Source organism: Salinicoccus sesuvii (genome assembly GCF_042648145.1).
Classification (GTDB): Bacteria; Bacillota; Bacilli; order Staphylococcales; family Salinicoccaceae; genus Salinicoccus; species Salinicoccus sesuvii.
Map to the genome: position 1 here is coordinate 51239 of NZ_JBHRWV010000010.1, position 14671 is coordinate 65909.

Genomic DNA, 14671 nt, shown 5'->3' on the forward strand with positions numbered 1-14671 from the left:
GGGGATGGGAAATGAAACTCAGAAAAGCAAATGAGGCAGACGTAAAAGCCATAGCGAAAGTGCAGGTCGACAGCTGGCGCACCACTTACAGGAACATCGTCGAACAGTCTTACTTGGATAATATGCGCTACGCAGACCGGGAGAAGATCTGGGTGGAGGTGGTGAAGCAGAATCCGATATTTGTCCTCACAGATGAAACAGATGAAGTTGTCGGCTTCGCTGTCGGTGGCGCGGAACGCAGTGGGGACTTCGAAGGATATGATGGAGAGCTTTACGCCATCTACCTGTATGAGTCGATACAAGGTCAGGGAGGAGGCAGACGTCTAGTGGAAGCTGTCGCTGCTGATCTTGATGCGCGTGGGTTCAGTAAGATGGTCATTGCTGTGCTGGCGGAGAATCCAGCTTGCGGATTCTATGAAAAGATGGGTGGGCACAAAATAGGTGAAGAAGAAATAGAGATGGCCCAAGTGAAACACACGGAACTGATATACGGTTTTGATAACTTGAAGGCGATGATATAAAAATATCCCCCTCAGTAATGAGGGGGACTGGAATCATTTGCCTTCCCATCGTGCAATTTCTTCTCTAACGATCGGAGCGACCTTTTCTCCAAAGAGACGGATGGATTTCATAACTTGGTCATGTGGCATCGTGCCAAGTGGTGTGTGGAGCAGGAAGCGTTTGATACCGACATTTTTGCGTAGATCGATGATCTTTTCAGCGACCGTTTCAGGACTGCCACAGTAGAGCGCCCCTTTTTTGGAACGTGCGATATCGAAACTGCGCCGAGTATAACTGCCCCAGCCTCGCTCCGCCCCAATCTTATTCATACCCTGTTGTGTGGAAGGGAAGAAGAGGTCTGCGGCTTCATCATCAGTATCGCCGATGAAGCCATGGCTATGGGAGGCGATGCCAAGCGTCTCAACCTGATGTCCAGCTTGGGCCGCAGTCTGTTTATAAAGCTCGACCAAAGGAGCGAAATTCTGCGGACTGCCGCCGATGATAGCGAGCGCCAGAGGCAGGCCTAGTTGGCCGGCCCTGACTGTGGAGTCAGGTGTACCGCCACTGGCAATCCAGATTGGCATCTGATCCTGCTCAGGTTTTGGGAATACTTCAAGTGCGTTCATGGGTGCACGATGGTTACCGTGCCAGCTGATCAGTCCACCTTTTTGCAGTTTCAACAGCAGATCCAACTTTTCATCAAATAGCGCATCATAGTCGTTCAAATTGTATCCAAACAGCTGGAAAGATTCAATGAAGGAGCCTCTGCCAGCCATGATTTCGGCGCGGCCACCTGAAATCCCATCCAGCATGGCGAATCGTTCGTGAACTCTTACCGGGTCGTCTGAAGAGAGTACAGTGACTGCACTGGATAGCCGTATGTTTTCTGTGCGTGCAGCCCCGGCTGCAAGAACGATTTCCGGAGCAGAAGCGGCATAATCTTCCCGATGATGCTCCCCGACAGCGTAGACGTCAAGACCGACCTGGTCTGCAAGTTCAATCTCCCGGACAATCTCGCGTAGTCTTTGTGCATGAGTGATTGTTTCTCCTGTATGGGGGTCGGGCAATGTTTCTGCGAATGTACTGATTCCAAGTTCCATGTCATTCCTCCAAGGTTTTGATGGTTACATTTTAACACTGAATAGAGTCTTCGGCAGAATTAAAGTTTTGAGATTATGATAAAATACAGTAAAAAAGTATAGGAGATGGGAATATGCAAAGCAAATTGATTGAGAGACTTTCTAGATATGCGAAAATTGATACACAATCCGATGCTTCAGGGGAATCGGTACCTTCTACATATAAGCAATGGGATCTAATTAGACTGCTTGCTTCAGAATTGGAAGCAATCGGTATGGAAGAGGTGGAAGTGGACGACAACGGGTACCTTATGGCAACATTGCCGGCCAATATAGACAATGCACCGGTCATCGGATTCCTAGCTCATGTGGATACGGCAACGGACTTTACGGGTGCTGGTGTCAACCCGCAGATTGTGGACTATAAGGGTGGCCAAATCGTGTTGAATGAAGCACTTGATGTTGTTCTTTCACCAGATCAGTTCCCTGAACTGGAGAAGTACATCGGACACACGCTCATGACGACTGATGGGACGACACTGCTCGGTGCGGATAACAAAGCCGGCATCGCGGAAATAATGACTGCTATGGAATATCTGATCAATAACGAATCGGTGAAACACGGTAAAATAAGGGTTGCCTTTACACCGGATGAAGAGATTGGACGTGGACCGCATCATTTCGATGTGGATCGGTTTGGTGCAGATTTTGCTTATACAGTAGACGGCGGACCACTCGGCGAACTGCAGTATGAAAGTTTTAACGCTGCAGGAGTTAAAGTGACTTTCATCGGCAACAGTGTCCACCCTGGTACAGCAAAAAACAAGATGGTGAATGCGGGTAGAATGGCAGCGGATTTCATTACTATGTTCGACCCGGAAGATACGCCTGAGCACACTGAAGAATATGAAGGGTTCTTCCACATAGTGAATATTAGTGGAGATGTTGAAAAGACCGAAGTCACCTACATCATTCGTGATTTTGATAAAGATGCTTTTGAAGGTCGCAAGCAGAAGATGGAAGCATATGTTGAAGCAGTGAGGTCGCGCTACGGTGCCGATCGTGTCATTCTCGAAATGGCTGACCAGTACTACAATATGCGAGATAAGATCGAGCCACGCATGGAAATCGTGGAGTATGCTAAAAAAGCAATGGAGGCCCTGGATATCACGCCTGTCATTCAGCCGGTAAGGGGGGGTACCGACGGTTCCCAGCTTTCCTACAAAGGCCTGCCGACGCCGAACATCTTTACAGGCGGGGAGAACTTCCACGGTAAGTTCGAATATATTTCCGTAGATAATATGGAAAAGGCGGTTAACGTAATCGTTGGAATTAGTGAGAGTGCAACTGAGTAGAAAAGTTGATATTTTTTTCTGAATCAGGCAATATTGAATATTGTGGTTAAACAAACAAAGTTATATATTGCTTATTTAATGAAAGAAGGATATTTATGTCAACCAATGAACAGCAGTCTCAGCCGAGTTTCAATCGACTGCCGCTGATGGCTGTACTTGTTTCAGGCGCATTTGCTGCCATTTTGAACCAGACACTTCTATCTACAGCCATTCCGCCGATCATGCGTGATTTGGAAATCGACGCAGACGTTGCCCAGTGGCTTCAGTCGGTTTTCATGCTGGTAAATGGCATTATGATTCCGATTACCGCTTTTTTGATCGGCAAATTTTCAACCCGAGCCTTGTTCTTTACAGCGATGGGGCTTTTCGGGGCAGGCACACTAGTGTGTGGCGTTGCACCGAACTTCTCAGTTCTACTCGGCGGAAGGATTCTACAAGCTTCCGGTGCCGGCATCATCATGCCCTTGATGCAAACGATTATATTCTTAATATACCCAATTGAAAAACGTGGGACGGCAATGGGGATATTCGGTCTTGTCATCGGATTCGCACCAGCTATCGGGCCGACACTCTCAGGGTGGTTTGTTGAAAGCTATCCATGGCGCGGACTATTCTTTATCATCATTCCAATTGTAGTTATCGATCTAATTGTTGCTTACTTCATACTTAAGAACGTAACTGAAAAGACCAACCCAAAGCTCGATGTTCCTTCAATCATCCTTTCTACTTTCGGATTCGGCGGACTGTTGTATGGCTTTAGTGCTGCCGGTAGTAGTGGTTGGCTGAGTACACCAGTAATGGCATCACTCGTATTTGGTGCAGTAACGCTCTTCTTGTTCATCAGACGTCAGAGTAGATTGGAACAGCCAATTCTCGAGTTCAAGGTATTCAGAGATAAGATCTTTGCGATATCAACAGCGCTCGGTATGGTCGTATTTATGTCTATGATCGGTGGGGCAGTGATTCTCCCGATTCTCATGCAAGACATGATGGGCTTTAGTGCATTCGAATCAGGGCTTATGCTGCTGCCAGGTGCTCTAGTCATGGGATCGATGAGTCCAGTCACCGGCAAGCTGTTCGATAAGTTCGGGGCAAGGTGGCTTGCCATCATCGGATTGACTCTAGTAACAATTTCGACATTCTTGTTCACGAACCTCACTGTTGAGACTACCTTTGCCTACTTGGCGGTGGTCAATATATTCAGGATGCTCGGGGTGGCAATGGTGATGATGCCGGTAACAACGGCCGGTCTGAATCGACTATCGCCACAGATGGTGCCGCACGGTACCGCGATGAATAATACAATGCGCCAGATCGCCGGTGCGGTCGGTACTGCCTTACTCGTTTCGATCATGACTCACACCGGTAATCCTTCAGAAGGGCTTCAAGGTATGATAGAAGGGGTCAATACAGCATTCCTTGTGGCAGCGATCATTTCATTGGTCGGTTTACTGCTGTCGTTTGCGCTAAGAAATCCCTCGTCACAAAACTAAAAAGACAGCCACTTTGAAATTGAATTTTCAAAGTGGCTGTCTTTTTCTATTTTTCATCTGCATCAATCGGTCGCGTTTTGGTGACTGTATCCGTAGCAATGTCATCCGTCGATACACGTTTAAGGAAGAATGCAATGACAAGTGCGATCGCAAGTAGCATTGTGGCAATCAAGAAAGCCAAGTTAATACCATCAAGCATTGCCTGGTTGATGGTTGAAGGGTCTGTGGTCTCGGCATCAGCAAGAATCGTGTTCATCCTGTTCTGCATAATAGTGACTAGCAGTGCTGTACCGATTGCACCGGATACCTGATTGAGCATGCTGTTGATTGACGAACCGTGTGGCGTGAGATGCGGCGTGAGTTGGTTCATGCCGTTTGTCATGACTGGAGTCAGGACAAGGGTCAGACCGAATGCACGTATCGAGTAGAGCATGATCAGAAAACCGTAACCAGTATCGAAAGTAAGTTGGCTGAAGAAGAATGTTGTTGAAGCTGCCAGGAACAATCCAAAGATTGCGAGGCGTTTCGGACCAAACATGTCAAACAGCTTACCCGAGATTGGGCTCATCAGTCCCATAATCAGTGCTCCTGGCAGTAACAATAGTCCTGTATCGAGTGGCGATATGCCTTGGATATCCTGTAGATATATTGGCATCAGGATCATTCCGGAGAATAGTGCCATGTTGGTTACACCGATAAGGAGTGAGGAGAGTGTGAACATCGGGAACTTATAAACCGAGAAGTTGAGCATCGGATCATTCATGCGTGTCTGTTTTCTGATGTATAAGAATACACCGATGAATCCGACAATAAGTGCAATGATGACATCAGCTCTGAGCCAACCGTTATTTCCCGCAGCACTAAACCCGTATAGTATCCCTCCAAATCCAAATGTGGAGAGTACAACTGATGGAACATCCAGTTTCGTACTGTAATTCGTATCCGTCTCAGGGAGTTTAAACCACCCGATGCTCAGCACAACGAGAAGAACTGGGACCATCATGAAGAACAGGATATGCCAGGAGTAGTTCTGTACGACGAACCCTGACAAGGTTGGGCCAATTGCCGGGGCAAAGAACATCACCAGACTGAAAAGCCCCATAGCTGTTCCTCTTTGTGCAGGAGGGAAACTTGTAATCATGACGTTCATCAAAAGTGGCATGAGAATGGCTGAACCGGAAGCTTGTATCATTCGCCCGATAATCAGAACGATGAAAGTAGGAGAAAAACCGGCAACGAGCGACCCGGTCAGGAAAAGTAGCATCGCTAGAAGGAATAATCTTCTAGCACTGAAACGTTGCATCAGGAAAGCGGTTGTTGGAATGACAATACCGCTGACCAACATATAGGCTGTAGAAACCCATTGTACTGTAGACGTAGTTATGCCGAAATCATCCTTAATGGATGGCAGTGCCACATTCAGAAATGTATTCGACAACAAGGCAACAAAAGCGCCTGAGAGTAGTATAGCTATAAGACGATAATCGGGCTTTGAGTGTTCAATTTTTTCCATAAAATACCTCTATTTCTTTAAAATCAATATTTCTATTATATTCCGATTTTCGAAAGAAGCAAGGTTTTTGTTTATGGTCATCCAATCCGGTTGTCGATAGTGATGTAGATGAAAAAGCCCAAAGTGATGCCAAGTAGTAGGGAAAGCGGGATGGCAAATCCGGAGAGTGCAGGTATAAAGGTCATTATAAGCCAGTATATGGCGAGTGCGACAATACCCATCAATATAAGGTTCAATAGAAAACGTGTCATAGTAAGCCTCCACTATATTTTTGACAGATTCAGATCTGCATCTGACGTTATTAGATTATAGCACAATGGCTTAATATAATTTAATGAATGAAATTTATCATTAAGGGTAGAGAGATAATATACACCTATGAAAAAGGAGAATTATAAATGAGTAGAGATCTGTTGATATTTGAACTTGGCAAGGTAAGGGAATGGACACTCTCTGTATTCGAAGGATTAGAAACCGAAGACTTTCACGCAGTTGCTGCGGAATTTTCGAATAGCCTGCACTGGCAACTTGGACACGCTGCAACTATGATGGAGCAGGTGACTCAAGCTTTGACAGATAAAAATGACGAAACATACCAAAAGTATGTCAAATACTTCGGTTACGGCACAAGCCCTGACGATTATGATGACGAAACGCCAGAAATCGACGAAATCGAAGCACTGCTTAAAGGACATCCTTCCCGTCTTGAAGATGTCGAAGAAGAGACACTTCAGCAAGAATTGCCTGAGCCTTTCATGGGGATGACGACTCAGGAAGAAATGTTCGGATTTACGATTATGCACGAAGCAATGCATGTCGGTAAAATGCAGGAAATGAAAAGGGTAATGAAAAATCAATAGAGCATGATTGGAGGGAGCATCTTAGGATGCTCTTTTTTATGAAAAAATGTTATTATTCATTTTGAGAAGAAAAAAAGACCCCCGACTCAAAGTTCGGGGGAAGTACGTCAATTTACTGAAGTTTGTTGACGACCGCTCTGGCGGCTGCTTCAGCTGAAGCAGGGTTTTGCCCAGTGATGAAATTACCATCTGTGACGACGTGCTCTTCCATCGACTCACCGACAACGAAGCCGGCGCCATGAGATTCCAGTTTGGATTGCAGTGCAAATGGCATATCATCGAGTAGTCCCATCGCTTTTTCTTCCTCATTTGTAAAGCCGGTCAGTTTGACACCATCAACGACGTATTTACCGTCCTTAGTCTTGGCATCTGCGAAAGCTGCAGGGCCGTGGCACACTGCAGAAATAACGCGACTATCATCTTTGAAGAAGGCAAGGATGTTTTGTATATCAGGCTGTCCAGGGAAATCGTACATTGTCCCGTGGCCACCCGCAAAGAATAGGGCATCGTATCCTTCATATACCATATCTTTTATACGTGCCGTATTTTGAAGCAGTCTAATAACCTCGTTGTTCTTTTCATCGTCATCGTCCAGAGAATTTGGATCGAGTGGTACAGAACCGCCTTTAGGCGATGCAATATCCACTTTGAATCCAGCACTCTGGAAAACGTGATATGGTTCTGCAGCTTCACCAAGCCATAGGCCGGTCGGTCTGTTTTCGTCTCCATTAATCGTACCATGGTTAGTTACTATCAGTAATACAGATTTAGTCATATTGATATCCACTCTCCTTTATTTTGGTTTACCCAGAGTGGGGACATGGTAATCCCATATTTTAATCTCTGTTATATGAACATATACATTAAAAGACTAAAAACATCTTTATGGAGGACAATGTAATGAATGTGAATTTTGGCAATGTTGCTGAGGAGTATTTAAAGTTCAGAGATGATATTCCAGAAAGTCTGACGAAAGAGCTTGAAAAGCGCGGACTGGAAATCGGTGGCAGCAAGGTCGCAGATCTTGGTGCCGGTCCAGGGCTACTTAGCAAGATGCTGAGTGATAAGGGTGCAATCGTGGATGCGGTCGAGCCGTCGCTTGAACTCATTGAAGTCGGCAAGCAGCATATCGGAAGTGACCAGCGGATCAATTTTACACAAAGTTATGCTGAAAATACCGGTCTCCCTTCGAATAGCTACGATATTGTCACCGTGATGCGTGCATGGCACTGGTTTGATCGGGAGGCGACAATAGAAGAAATCAAGCGGATTCTTAAACCGGGTGGTCACTTGATCATCATCGATTCAGGATTCACCTCAGCTTCTCGCATCGTCAAGGAATCTATGAAAATCATCCAATCTTATTCTCCAGATAGACAAATCCGTGCAGCTGGGACGAAAGAACTTGCTTCACAGATGATCAATAGTTTTCCTGTGGAATGGTTCGATGAATGGAAGCATGCCAGGCTTGATCTTATGGATCTTTACAAAATGGACTATGATGTTCGCTTTACGAATGAGGAGTGGGTCGGCCGTCTGGCTTCAGTCTCCTGGATTGCTGCTTTCAAGGAAAAGCAGAGGATTAGCACATTGAATAGAATCGGCAGTTATCTGGAAGAACACTTCCCAGATGGTAGACATAAGATACCCCATATTCTGAGTGTTGCGATTCTGAAGAATAAAAATAGCCTACCATTTTAGTACCCGTTGTCTCCGATTAAAGATAGTCTGTGAAAATAATCGTTTTTCATGTACAACTTGATTACTTTTTGTTATCATATAGTGCATGTCACAATAATCCACAAACACTTGGAGGCAATATAAATGAAAAACGTACTTGTAGTCAAAGCAAATAACCGTCCGGATGGCATCTCAACAAAAATGTATGATGCATTCATGGAAGGTGCTGAGGGTAATAAGAACCTCAATATAGAAACTTACGATGTATTCGCAGAAGATATGCCTTATATTGGCCACGAGCTGTTCAGCGCTCTTGGCAAAATCCAGAACGAAGAAGCATTGGAAGCTGATGAGCAGCGTCTTATGGATGCAAAGCAAAAAGCGATGGATATATTTGAAAAAGCGGATGTTGTCGTATTCGCGTTCCCACTATGGAATCTGACAATACCTGCACGTCTCCAGACGTTCATCGACTACGTTTACTCTGCAGGCTTTACTTTCAAATACAATCCTGATGGTTCCATGACACAGCTAATGACAGACAAGAAAATCATCCTGCTTAATGCACGCGGTGGGGTCTACAGCACACCTGAAGCGAGCGGCATGGACATGTCGAATAACTACATGAAAGCCGTTTTCGGTGGTGTGTTCGGAATGGAGATAGCGACAGAAGTTGTGATTGAAGGTCATAATGCAATGCCTCAGGAAGCAGCGAGAATCATCGAAGAAGGTCTCGAGACTGTACGTGAAAGTGCACGCGAGCTTGACGCACAATTTGCATAAGCTATATTATCGACCGATGCGAAAAGCATCGGTCTTTTTATGATATGATCTGATTAGATATAGAGAAGGAGGCACTTGGATGTGGCATATAAAAGCTTTTGAAGAATTGGATGGATCTACACTTGAGGAGATATACAGACTCAGAGTGGCTGTATTTGTAGTAGAGCAGGAGTGTCCTTATCAGGAAGTAGATGGAAAAGATGCGAATTGCACGCATATCTATAAGACAGATGACACAGGCATTGTCGCTTATCTCAGGATTGTACACGAAACGCCCGTTTCCATTGGGCGGGTAATTGTTAGGCAAGATTGTCGGAAAATAGGACTTGGCCAGGAACTCATGCGCAAGGCAATGGATTTTGTGCATACCAATCACCAAGGTGAATGCATCTATCTTCATGGTCAAGCACACCTTGAGAAGTTCTATCAGTCATTCGGTTTTAAGACGACATCCGAAGTGCACTTAGAAGATGGCATCCCACATGTTGATATGGAATACAAAGAGAATTGATTATTCAATTCTCTTTTGTTTTTGTTTCCTCAATCAGCCAGCGCTTTTTCTCATCTCTTTCATAAGACAGGCGATTTCTCATTCTGATTTGTTCAAGTTCCTCAAGCATCGACTGGTTCTCGAGCAAATAGTTTTCCTGCTTAATTTGCTCCAGCTCAATCTCCTTATTTAACACATCGATGCGGACTTGTTCCATTTTTCTTTTATGTTTCATATAGTCGCTGGCAGATCCACTTGCCACAGCGATCAATACAATCATAACAATCCACCACATAAGTTTCTCTCCTTTCCAAATTATTCTAGCATTTAAAAATAGTATACAACATCTTTCTCCCAAGTAGAGGTAAAAGCAATCTAATAGAGAGTTTTTTCACTTTAGGCTATCTACTTATAATTGAGTGTATTCTGACAACAATTTATTTCTGTATATAATAAATAAGAAAGCGATTACATTAGAATAAGTATGCATTAAGAGGCATCTACTTGCTTTATAAAATATTTATATAAAATTTAGTTTCAATAAAATTTATTTATATTTAAATTTTTACAAAATTATCAATAGATTTACTTTGGTAATTACATCACAATATAATTGATAAAAGCCTATTGTAATGGTATATTTATATTAACTTAAACGATGCTTTTGAGATAAGCAATGAAATAAAATATAAATTTTTAGGGGGAAATAATATGTTTTCAACAGATCGTGTTTCTGCAGATTTGCGTATGGCAGAGTATAAAAGAGTAGCAGAAAGTTCCATCCACTTGGCTGAAAAGAAAAAAGTTGCCAAGACGAAAAAATCTTTCTTTGCAAGAATGTTCGGCTAAAAACAATACAGATGGCCATCCCTGAGTCAGAAGAGGGATGGCCATTTTTTAATTGGATAGATTCAGCTGCCATGTGACACCAAACTGATCTTGTATCCAAGCGAATTCCCTGGAGAAACCATAGTCGTCCAGTGGCATATGTATAGCACCTTTGTTCTTCAGCTTACGATAGTAGTGCGCCATTTCCTGAGAGGTTTCACATTCGATGAAGAATGACATGCTCGGTGTGAATGAAAATTCGTTCGGCACTTGGCTATCCATTACTCTGATGAGCTGGTCATGGATACGTATTGCACCTTGTGCCACCTTCCCTTCGAGTATGGGAGTACTGTCGTCGTATTTTTGAAGTAGCAGTATTTCTGCATCTTTAAATGTCTCAGCGTAGTATCGGAGTGCTTCTTCTGCGCTTCCTTCGAATGTTAGGAAGGGATTCATGGATTTCATGACAGTTCTCCTTTTTCTCTATTATAACAAAAAAATAGTACATCCCTCACGGAATGTACTATTTGTCTTCCGTCTGGCCAAGAATGTTCGATCCTTGGATGAAATACCTCTGGAAAAAGAAGAATAGAAGTATGACGGGCATCAAAACGAGCAGTGAGCCGGCCATTAAATAATTCCATTGGGTACTTGATTGCTCTTTGAATACTTGCAGACCAAGCTGCAATGTATAGAGGGATTCATCGTTTAGATACAACAATGGACCAAGGAAATCATTCCATACACCATTGAACGAGAATATAGCTACTGTAAATAGAGCCGGTTTAATCATCGGCAAGGCGATTTTGAAAAAGATATGGAAGTGGTTGGCACCTTCCATACGCGCCGCTTCAATCATACTGTTTGGCACACTTTTAAAGAATTGTCGTAGCAAAAAGATGTTGAATGCACTACCAAACAATGAAGGTACTACCAGTGGGTAGTACGTATTGACAAGCCCAAGCTTCGCGAAGATAACATATTGAGGAATTAGTGTAATGAACCCTGGGAGCATCATAGTCGATAGTACAAGGATAAAGAGTTTGTCACGGCCTTTGAAGTTAATTTTAGCAAATCCGTATGCAATAAAAGCATTGATGAAAACATTGGCCAATACAACAATAATCGTAATGACGGAAGTGTTGATGAAATAAGTGACAAACGGTGCGGCCTGGAATATGTCGATGAAATTGGAGAATTGTATATTTTCAGGGATGAAAGTGAATTCTCCACGATAGATTTCTTCCATTGATTTCAATGCGATGGATATCATCCAAAACAGTGGTGCGATCATAAACAGGCTACCGACTATGAGAAGGACGAAGTTGAAGGTTCTCCAGAACTTCATCTTATTGGAGTTGTACATTCAGTCATTCCCCCTCATAGTGTACCCAGCGCCTAGCGAATCTGAAGTTGACGATTGTCAGGATGAGTACAATGACGAAGAGAATCCATGACATTGCCATCGCATATCCCATATCGAAAAGGTTAAAGGCGTTGATCCACATATATAAATTGTAAAATAGCAATGAGTTCTCTGGCGCGCCGGCGTTGTTCGAACTCATTACATAAGCTTCTTGGAAAATCTGGAATGACCCGATAGTGCTGGTGACGATATCAAAGAAAATGATCGGCGACACCATAGGCAATGTAATTTTGAAAAACATCTGTGCCCTTGAAGCGCCATCCATAAGCGCAGCCTCGTACAGTGCTTTTGAAACTCCCTGCATTGCTGCAAGGTAGAGCAGCATGCTGCCTCCGGCACTCCAGAGCTTCATGAGGATCAGGGACGGTTTCGACCATTCCGAATCAAAAAGCCAGTTCGGTCCATCAATTCCGAATAGACCGAGGAATTGGTTGATGAGTCCTGTTGAAGGATCGAGCAGTTGCATCCAGAGCAGGTAAACACCGACACCGGAGAGTATCGCTGGTAAGTAGTATATCGTCCGAAATACACGCATGCCGCGAATGTTTTGATTCATCAAGGTAGATATCAGTATCGCAGCGATTGTGGTCAGAGGGACTGAAAAGATGACAAAATACAACGTATTGTAGAGCGAGGTCCAAAATAGGTCGTCATATATGAACAGTTCCCTATAGTTATCGAAGCCAACGAAATCCATTCGTGAGGTGACATTGTAGTTTGTAAAGCTGCCGTATAGAGAAAAGAGAAGGGGGCCGAGTGTCAGACCCAAAAAACCGATGATCCACGGCAGTATGAACAAGTATCCATACAATGTTTCTTTCTTTTTATACATGTAATCACCTATTTATTATTTTCAACTATGCGTTCGAGATCTGCCTGCGCTTTCTCAAGCCCAGCTTCAACAGTAGTATTCTCACTGATGATAGATTCAAAAGTCGGGTTGATGGTGCTGGCATAGTCCGGTGCGACAACGGGCTGTGGTGTAAGTAGAGTATCATCCATGTTATCAACCATGAGAGAGTAAACTTCACGACCAGTCTCAGTGAATTCTTCGCTTTCGGCCGCTTCCATTCCAGCTTCCTGGTTTGCGACAAGATCGAAGTTGTTATCTGCCCAGTAGAGCTGTGTCTCGTAATCTGTCAGAAACTCAATGAACTGGTAGGATGCTTCTGGGTTCTTTGCGCCTTTAGGTACTTCCGCTACAAATCCACCGCCCCACGAAGTATGGCCGCTGCCTTCTTCCTTCTCAGGCATCGGTGCCACACCGAAGTTCAAGTCCTGGCCGAAGTCTCTTAGCTGCACATAGTAATTGGCATTCTGTACCATCATGCCGATTCGCCCAGCCATGAACGGATCCTGCTGGGCATTTTCAAACTGTGAATTGATAGAAGTGATAGTATTGCCACCGTATTTGTTCTTCTGCTCCAGTATCCAGTTGAATGTATCGTGTACAGGTTCAGTGTCAATGGAGACATTACCTTCTTCATCAATGTAGTTTTCACCGAGTGCATTCAGCATCCACAGGTCAGAGCCTGGTCCGATAAGCGGATAGAAACCAATCGTTTCGTAGCTATCCCCTTCCTGCACATCAAGTGCATCCGCATACTCTTGCATCTCTGACCATGTGGACGGCGGATCTTCCGGGTCGAGTCCCGCTGCTTCAAATAAATCTTTATTGTAGAAAAGAACCTGAGTATCGGTGTTGAATGGGAGTGCGTACGTTTCACCATCGACCGTCGTACCCTCAGTCATTTGATCGTAGAAACGGCTTTGTACATCTTCGTCGATAAACTCTGTAAGTGGTTCCATCTGTCCTTCCTGAGCTCTTAGCTGAACTGTGTTGATGTCATTGATAATGACATCCGGCGGATCTCCTGCAGCAATCGCAGCAAGGTTTTTCGTCCAGATGTCCCCCCATGGTACATAAGTATGCCTCACTTCTATATTTTCTTGGGAATCGTTGAAGTCTTCTATGATTTGGTCAACAATCGGGCGCCTTTGTTCGGAACCCCAAAATGTCCAGAAGTCGAGTGTGACCTTTTCGCTACTACTAGTCCCATCGGAACCGCTTTCAGAATCGTTAGACGCATTATCTGTTTCTGTAGAAGCAGGCTCCTCGGATCCGCTGCCAATCTGGAATCCGCCACAAGCACTCAGCAACAGCACAGACATGACAATAAGTAACATGTATTTCTTCATGACCAATCCTCCATTCACACAATTATTTTGAATATTTAAATATGACTATATTATAGCAAAGAAGCAGTGGAATACTATGGAGAAGAAGCAATAATCGGTAATTTATTTTTAAGTGTTGGATGCACAATGCATAAAATAGAGTAGCAGCAGTAGTAGAAGCATTTTTTTGAGAAGAAATGAACAAATAGGATTTTATTGGTATATCTATATTGTAAGGCGGTTCTTTTAAAACGACGTCACCAATAGGCAGGATGGATAATAAATTTTGAGAGGACCGGCGATGTAATGCAATCTTTTAATAGAAATAAGATATTTTGAAATTTATATTCAATAAATTTCAAAAGAAAAACCGGTACCTGTTGAGCTGCTACCTCCTAAGTTTACAGATGAAATAAAAAATCTGTAAACTTAGGAGGTTTTTTAATGGCCAGACATCGCAGTTTCGAAGAAAAGATGGCGATTGT

General features: G+C 43.8%; 17 protein-coding genes. 8 read left to right on the forward strand and 9 right to left on the reverse strand.

What is annotated here, in order from left to right; translation table 11 throughout:
* Window positions 1-11 precede the first annotated feature (11 nt).
* Window positions 12-521 (forward strand): GNAT family N-acetyltransferase, encoded by a 510-nt coding sequence (locus tag ACFOJ8_RS12255; RefSeq protein WP_380652282.1) that lies wholly within the window; start codon window positions 12-14, stop codon window positions 519-521.
* A gap of 33 nt (window positions 522-554) precedes the next feature.
* Here the strand turns inward: ACFOJ8_RS12255 and ACFOJ8_RS12260 are convergent, their stop codons facing one another.
* Window positions 555-1601 (reverse strand): LLM class flavin-dependent oxidoreductase, encoded by a 1047-nt coding sequence (locus ACFOJ8_RS12260; protein ID WP_380652284.1) that lies wholly within the window; start codon window positions 1599-1601, stop codon window positions 555-557.
* A 113-nt stretch (window positions 1602-1714) separates the two neighbouring features.
* On the opposite strand from ACFOJ8_RS12260, the gene pepT reads away from it, so the two are divergent.
* Both pepT and ACFOJ8_RS12270 read left to right on the forward strand, forming a co-directional pair.
* Window positions 1715-2935, forward strand: a complete 1221-nt coding sequence (gene pepT, locus ACFOJ8_RS12265) for a peptidase T (protein WP_380652287.1) — start codon at window positions 1715-1717, stop codon at window positions 2933-2935.
* A gap of 95 nt (window positions 2936-3030) precedes the next feature.
* Window positions 3031-4428 (forward strand): MDR family MFS transporter, encoded by a 1398-nt coding sequence (locus ACFOJ8_RS12270; protein WP_380652290.1) that lies wholly within the window; start codon window positions 3031-3033, stop codon window positions 4426-4428.
* A gap of 46 nt (window positions 4429-4474) precedes the next feature.
* Here ACFOJ8_RS12270 and ACFOJ8_RS12275 read toward each other — a convergent pair whose 3' ends face one another.
* Together ACFOJ8_RS12275 and ACFOJ8_RS12280 are read right to left on the reverse strand one after the other, a co-directional pair.
* Complete coding sequence (locus tag ACFOJ8_RS12275; protein ID WP_380652293.1) at window positions 4475-5941, reverse strand: DHA2 family efflux MFS transporter permease subunit; 1467 nt, start codon at window positions 5939-5941, stop codon at window positions 4475-4477.
* A gap of 77 nt (window positions 5942-6018) precedes the next feature.
* The gene (locus tag ACFOJ8_RS12280; RefSeq protein WP_380652296.1) at window positions 6019-6192 is read right to left on the reverse strand and encodes a hypothetical protein; all 174 of its coding nucleotides are present in this window, start codon (window positions 6190-6192) and stop codon (window positions 6019-6021) included.
* Between the two features lie 147 nt (window positions 6193-6339).
* On the opposite strand from ACFOJ8_RS12280, the gene ACFOJ8_RS12285 reads away from it, so the two are divergent.
* Window positions 6340-6801, forward strand: a complete 462-nt coding sequence (locus tag ACFOJ8_RS12285; RefSeq protein WP_380652299.1) for a DinB family protein — start codon at window positions 6340-6342, stop codon at window positions 6799-6801.
* A gap of 112 nt (window positions 6802-6913) precedes the next feature.
* Here the strand turns inward: ACFOJ8_RS12285 and ACFOJ8_RS12290 are convergent, their stop codons facing one another.
* Window positions 6914-7576, reverse strand: a complete 663-nt coding sequence (locus ACFOJ8_RS12290) for a type 1 glutamine amidotransferase domain-containing protein (RefSeq protein ID WP_380652301.1) — start codon at window positions 7574-7576, stop codon at window positions 6914-6916.
* A gap of 125 nt (window positions 7577-7701) precedes the next feature.
* Here ACFOJ8_RS12290 and ACFOJ8_RS12295 point away from each other — a divergent pair, with 125 nt between their 5' ends.
* The 3 genes from ACFOJ8_RS12295 (at window position 7702) to ACFOJ8_RS12305 (ending at window position 9775) form a co-directional block, all read left to right on the forward strand.
* Window positions 7702-8502 (forward strand): class I SAM-dependent methyltransferase, encoded by an 801-nt coding sequence (locus ACFOJ8_RS12295; RefSeq protein WP_380652303.1) that lies wholly within the window; start codon window positions 7702-7704, stop codon window positions 8500-8502.
* 123 nt (window positions 8503-8625) lie between these two features.
* On the forward strand, window positions 8626-9264 hold the full coding sequence (locus ACFOJ8_RS12300; RefSeq protein ID WP_380652306.1) for an FMN-dependent NADH-azoreductase: 639 nt from the start codon (window positions 8626-8628) through the stop codon (window positions 9262-9264).
* Between the two features lie 79 nt (window positions 9265-9343).
* Complete coding sequence (locus tag ACFOJ8_RS12305; protein ID WP_380652309.1) at window positions 9344-9775, forward strand: GNAT family N-acetyltransferase; 432 nt, start codon at window positions 9344-9346, stop codon at window positions 9773-9775.
* Between the two features lie 4 nt (window positions 9776-9779).
* Here the strand turns inward: ACFOJ8_RS12305 and ACFOJ8_RS12310 are convergent, their stop codons facing one another.
* Entirely contained in the window at window positions 9780-10049 is a 270-nt protein-coding gene (locus ACFOJ8_RS12310; protein ID WP_380652312.1) for a hypothetical protein, read from the reverse strand.
* 416 nt (window positions 10050-10465) lie between these two features.
* On the opposite strand from ACFOJ8_RS12310, the gene ACFOJ8_RS12315 reads away from it, so the two are divergent.
* Window positions 10466-10603 carry a hypothetical protein gene (locus tag ACFOJ8_RS12315; protein ID WP_380652314.1) on the forward strand — a complete coding sequence of 46 codons (138 nt, stop codon included), beginning with the start codon at window positions 10466-10468 and terminating at the stop codon, window positions 10601-10603.
* Window positions 10604-10651: 48 nt separating this feature from the next.
* Here ACFOJ8_RS12315 and ACFOJ8_RS12320 read toward each other — a convergent pair whose 3' ends face one another.
* The 4 genes from ACFOJ8_RS12320 to ACFOJ8_RS12335 are packed head-to-tail and all read right to left on the reverse strand — an operon-like array spanning window position 10652 to window position 14207.
* The gene (locus ACFOJ8_RS12320) at window positions 10652-11047 is read right to left on the reverse strand and encodes a VOC family protein (protein WP_380652316.1); all 396 of its coding nucleotides are present in this window, start codon (window positions 11045-11047) and stop codon (window positions 10652-10654) included.
* Between the two features lie 58 nt (window positions 11048-11105).
* On the reverse strand, window positions 11106-11948 hold the full coding sequence (locus tag ACFOJ8_RS12325) for a carbohydrate ABC transporter permease (protein ID WP_380652319.1): 843 nt from the start codon (window positions 11946-11948) through the stop codon (window positions 11106-11108).
* Window positions 11949-11952: 4 nt separating this feature from the next.
* Window positions 11953-12840 (reverse strand): carbohydrate ABC transporter permease, encoded by an 888-nt coding sequence (locus ACFOJ8_RS12330; RefSeq protein WP_380652322.1) that lies wholly within the window; start codon window positions 12838-12840, stop codon window positions 11953-11955.
* A gap of 8 nt (window positions 12841-12848) precedes the next feature.
* Window positions 12849-14207, reverse strand: a complete 1359-nt coding sequence (locus tag ACFOJ8_RS12335) for an ABC transporter substrate-binding protein (protein ID WP_380652325.1) — start codon at window positions 14205-14207, stop codon at window positions 12849-12851.
* Window positions 14208-14671: the final 464 nt, after the last annotated feature.

Coding starts and splice junctions, on each gene's coding strand:
- pepT (WP_380652287.1), top strand. CDS start 1,715: ATGCAAAGCAAATTGATTGAGAGACTTTCTAGATATGCGAAAATTGAT.
- ACFOJ8_RS12335 (WP_380652325.1), bottom strand. CDS start 14,207: ATGAAGAAATACATGTTACTTATTGTCATGTCTGTGCTGTTGCTGAGT.
- ACFOJ8_RS12310 (WP_380652312.1), bottom strand. CDS start 10,049: ATGTGGTGGATTGTTATGATTGTATTGATCGCTGTGGCAAGTGGATCT.
- ACFOJ8_RS12280 (WP_380652296.1), bottom strand. CDS start 6,192: ATGACACGTTTTCTATTGAACCTTATATTGATGGGTATTGTCGCACTC.
- ACFOJ8_RS12260 (WP_380652284.1), bottom strand. CDS start 1,601: ATGGAACTTGGAATCAGTACATTCGCAGAAACATTGCCCGACCCCCAT.
- ACFOJ8_RS12330 (WP_380652322.1), bottom strand. CDS start 12,840: ATGTATAAAAAGAAAGAAACATTGTATGGATACTTGTTCATACTGCCG.
- ACFOJ8_RS12300 (WP_380652306.1), top strand. CDS start 8,626: ATGAAAAACGTACTTGTAGTCAAAGCAAATAACCGTCCGGATGGCATC.
- ACFOJ8_RS12305 (WP_380652309.1), top strand. CDS start 9,344: ATGTGGCATATAAAAGCTTTTGAAGAATTGGATGGATCTACACTTGAG.
- ACFOJ8_RS12315 (WP_380652314.1), top strand. CDS start 10,466: ATGTTTTCAACAGATCGTGTTTCTGCAGATTTGCGTATGGCAGAGTAT.
- ACFOJ8_RS12325 (WP_380652319.1), bottom strand. CDS start 11,948: ATGTACAACTCCAATAAGATGAAGTTCTGGAGAACCTTCAACTTCGTC.
- ACFOJ8_RS12295 (WP_380652303.1), top strand. CDS start 7,702: ATGAATGTGAATTTTGGCAATGTTGCTGAGGAGTATTTAAAGTTCAGA.
- ACFOJ8_RS12285 (WP_380652299.1), top strand. CDS start 6,340: ATGAGTAGAGATCTGTTGATATTTGAACTTGGCAAGGTAAGGGAATGG.
- ACFOJ8_RS12270 (WP_380652290.1), top strand. CDS start 3,031: ATGTCAACCAATGAACAGCAGTCTCAGCCGAGTTTCAATCGACTGCCG.
- ACFOJ8_RS12255 (WP_380652282.1), top strand. CDS start 12: ATGAAACTCAGAAAAGCAAATGAGGCAGACGTAAAAGCCATAGCGAAA.
- ACFOJ8_RS12320 (WP_380652316.1), bottom strand. CDS start 11,047: ATGAAATCCATGAATCCCTTCCTAACATTCGAAGGAAGCGCAGAAGAA.
- ACFOJ8_RS12290 (WP_380652301.1), bottom strand. CDS start 7,576: ATGACTAAATCTGTATTACTGATAGTAACTAACCATGGTACGATTAAT.
- ACFOJ8_RS12275 (WP_380652293.1), bottom strand. CDS start 5,941: ATGGAAAAAATTGAACACTCAAAGCCCGATTATCGTCTTATAGCTATA.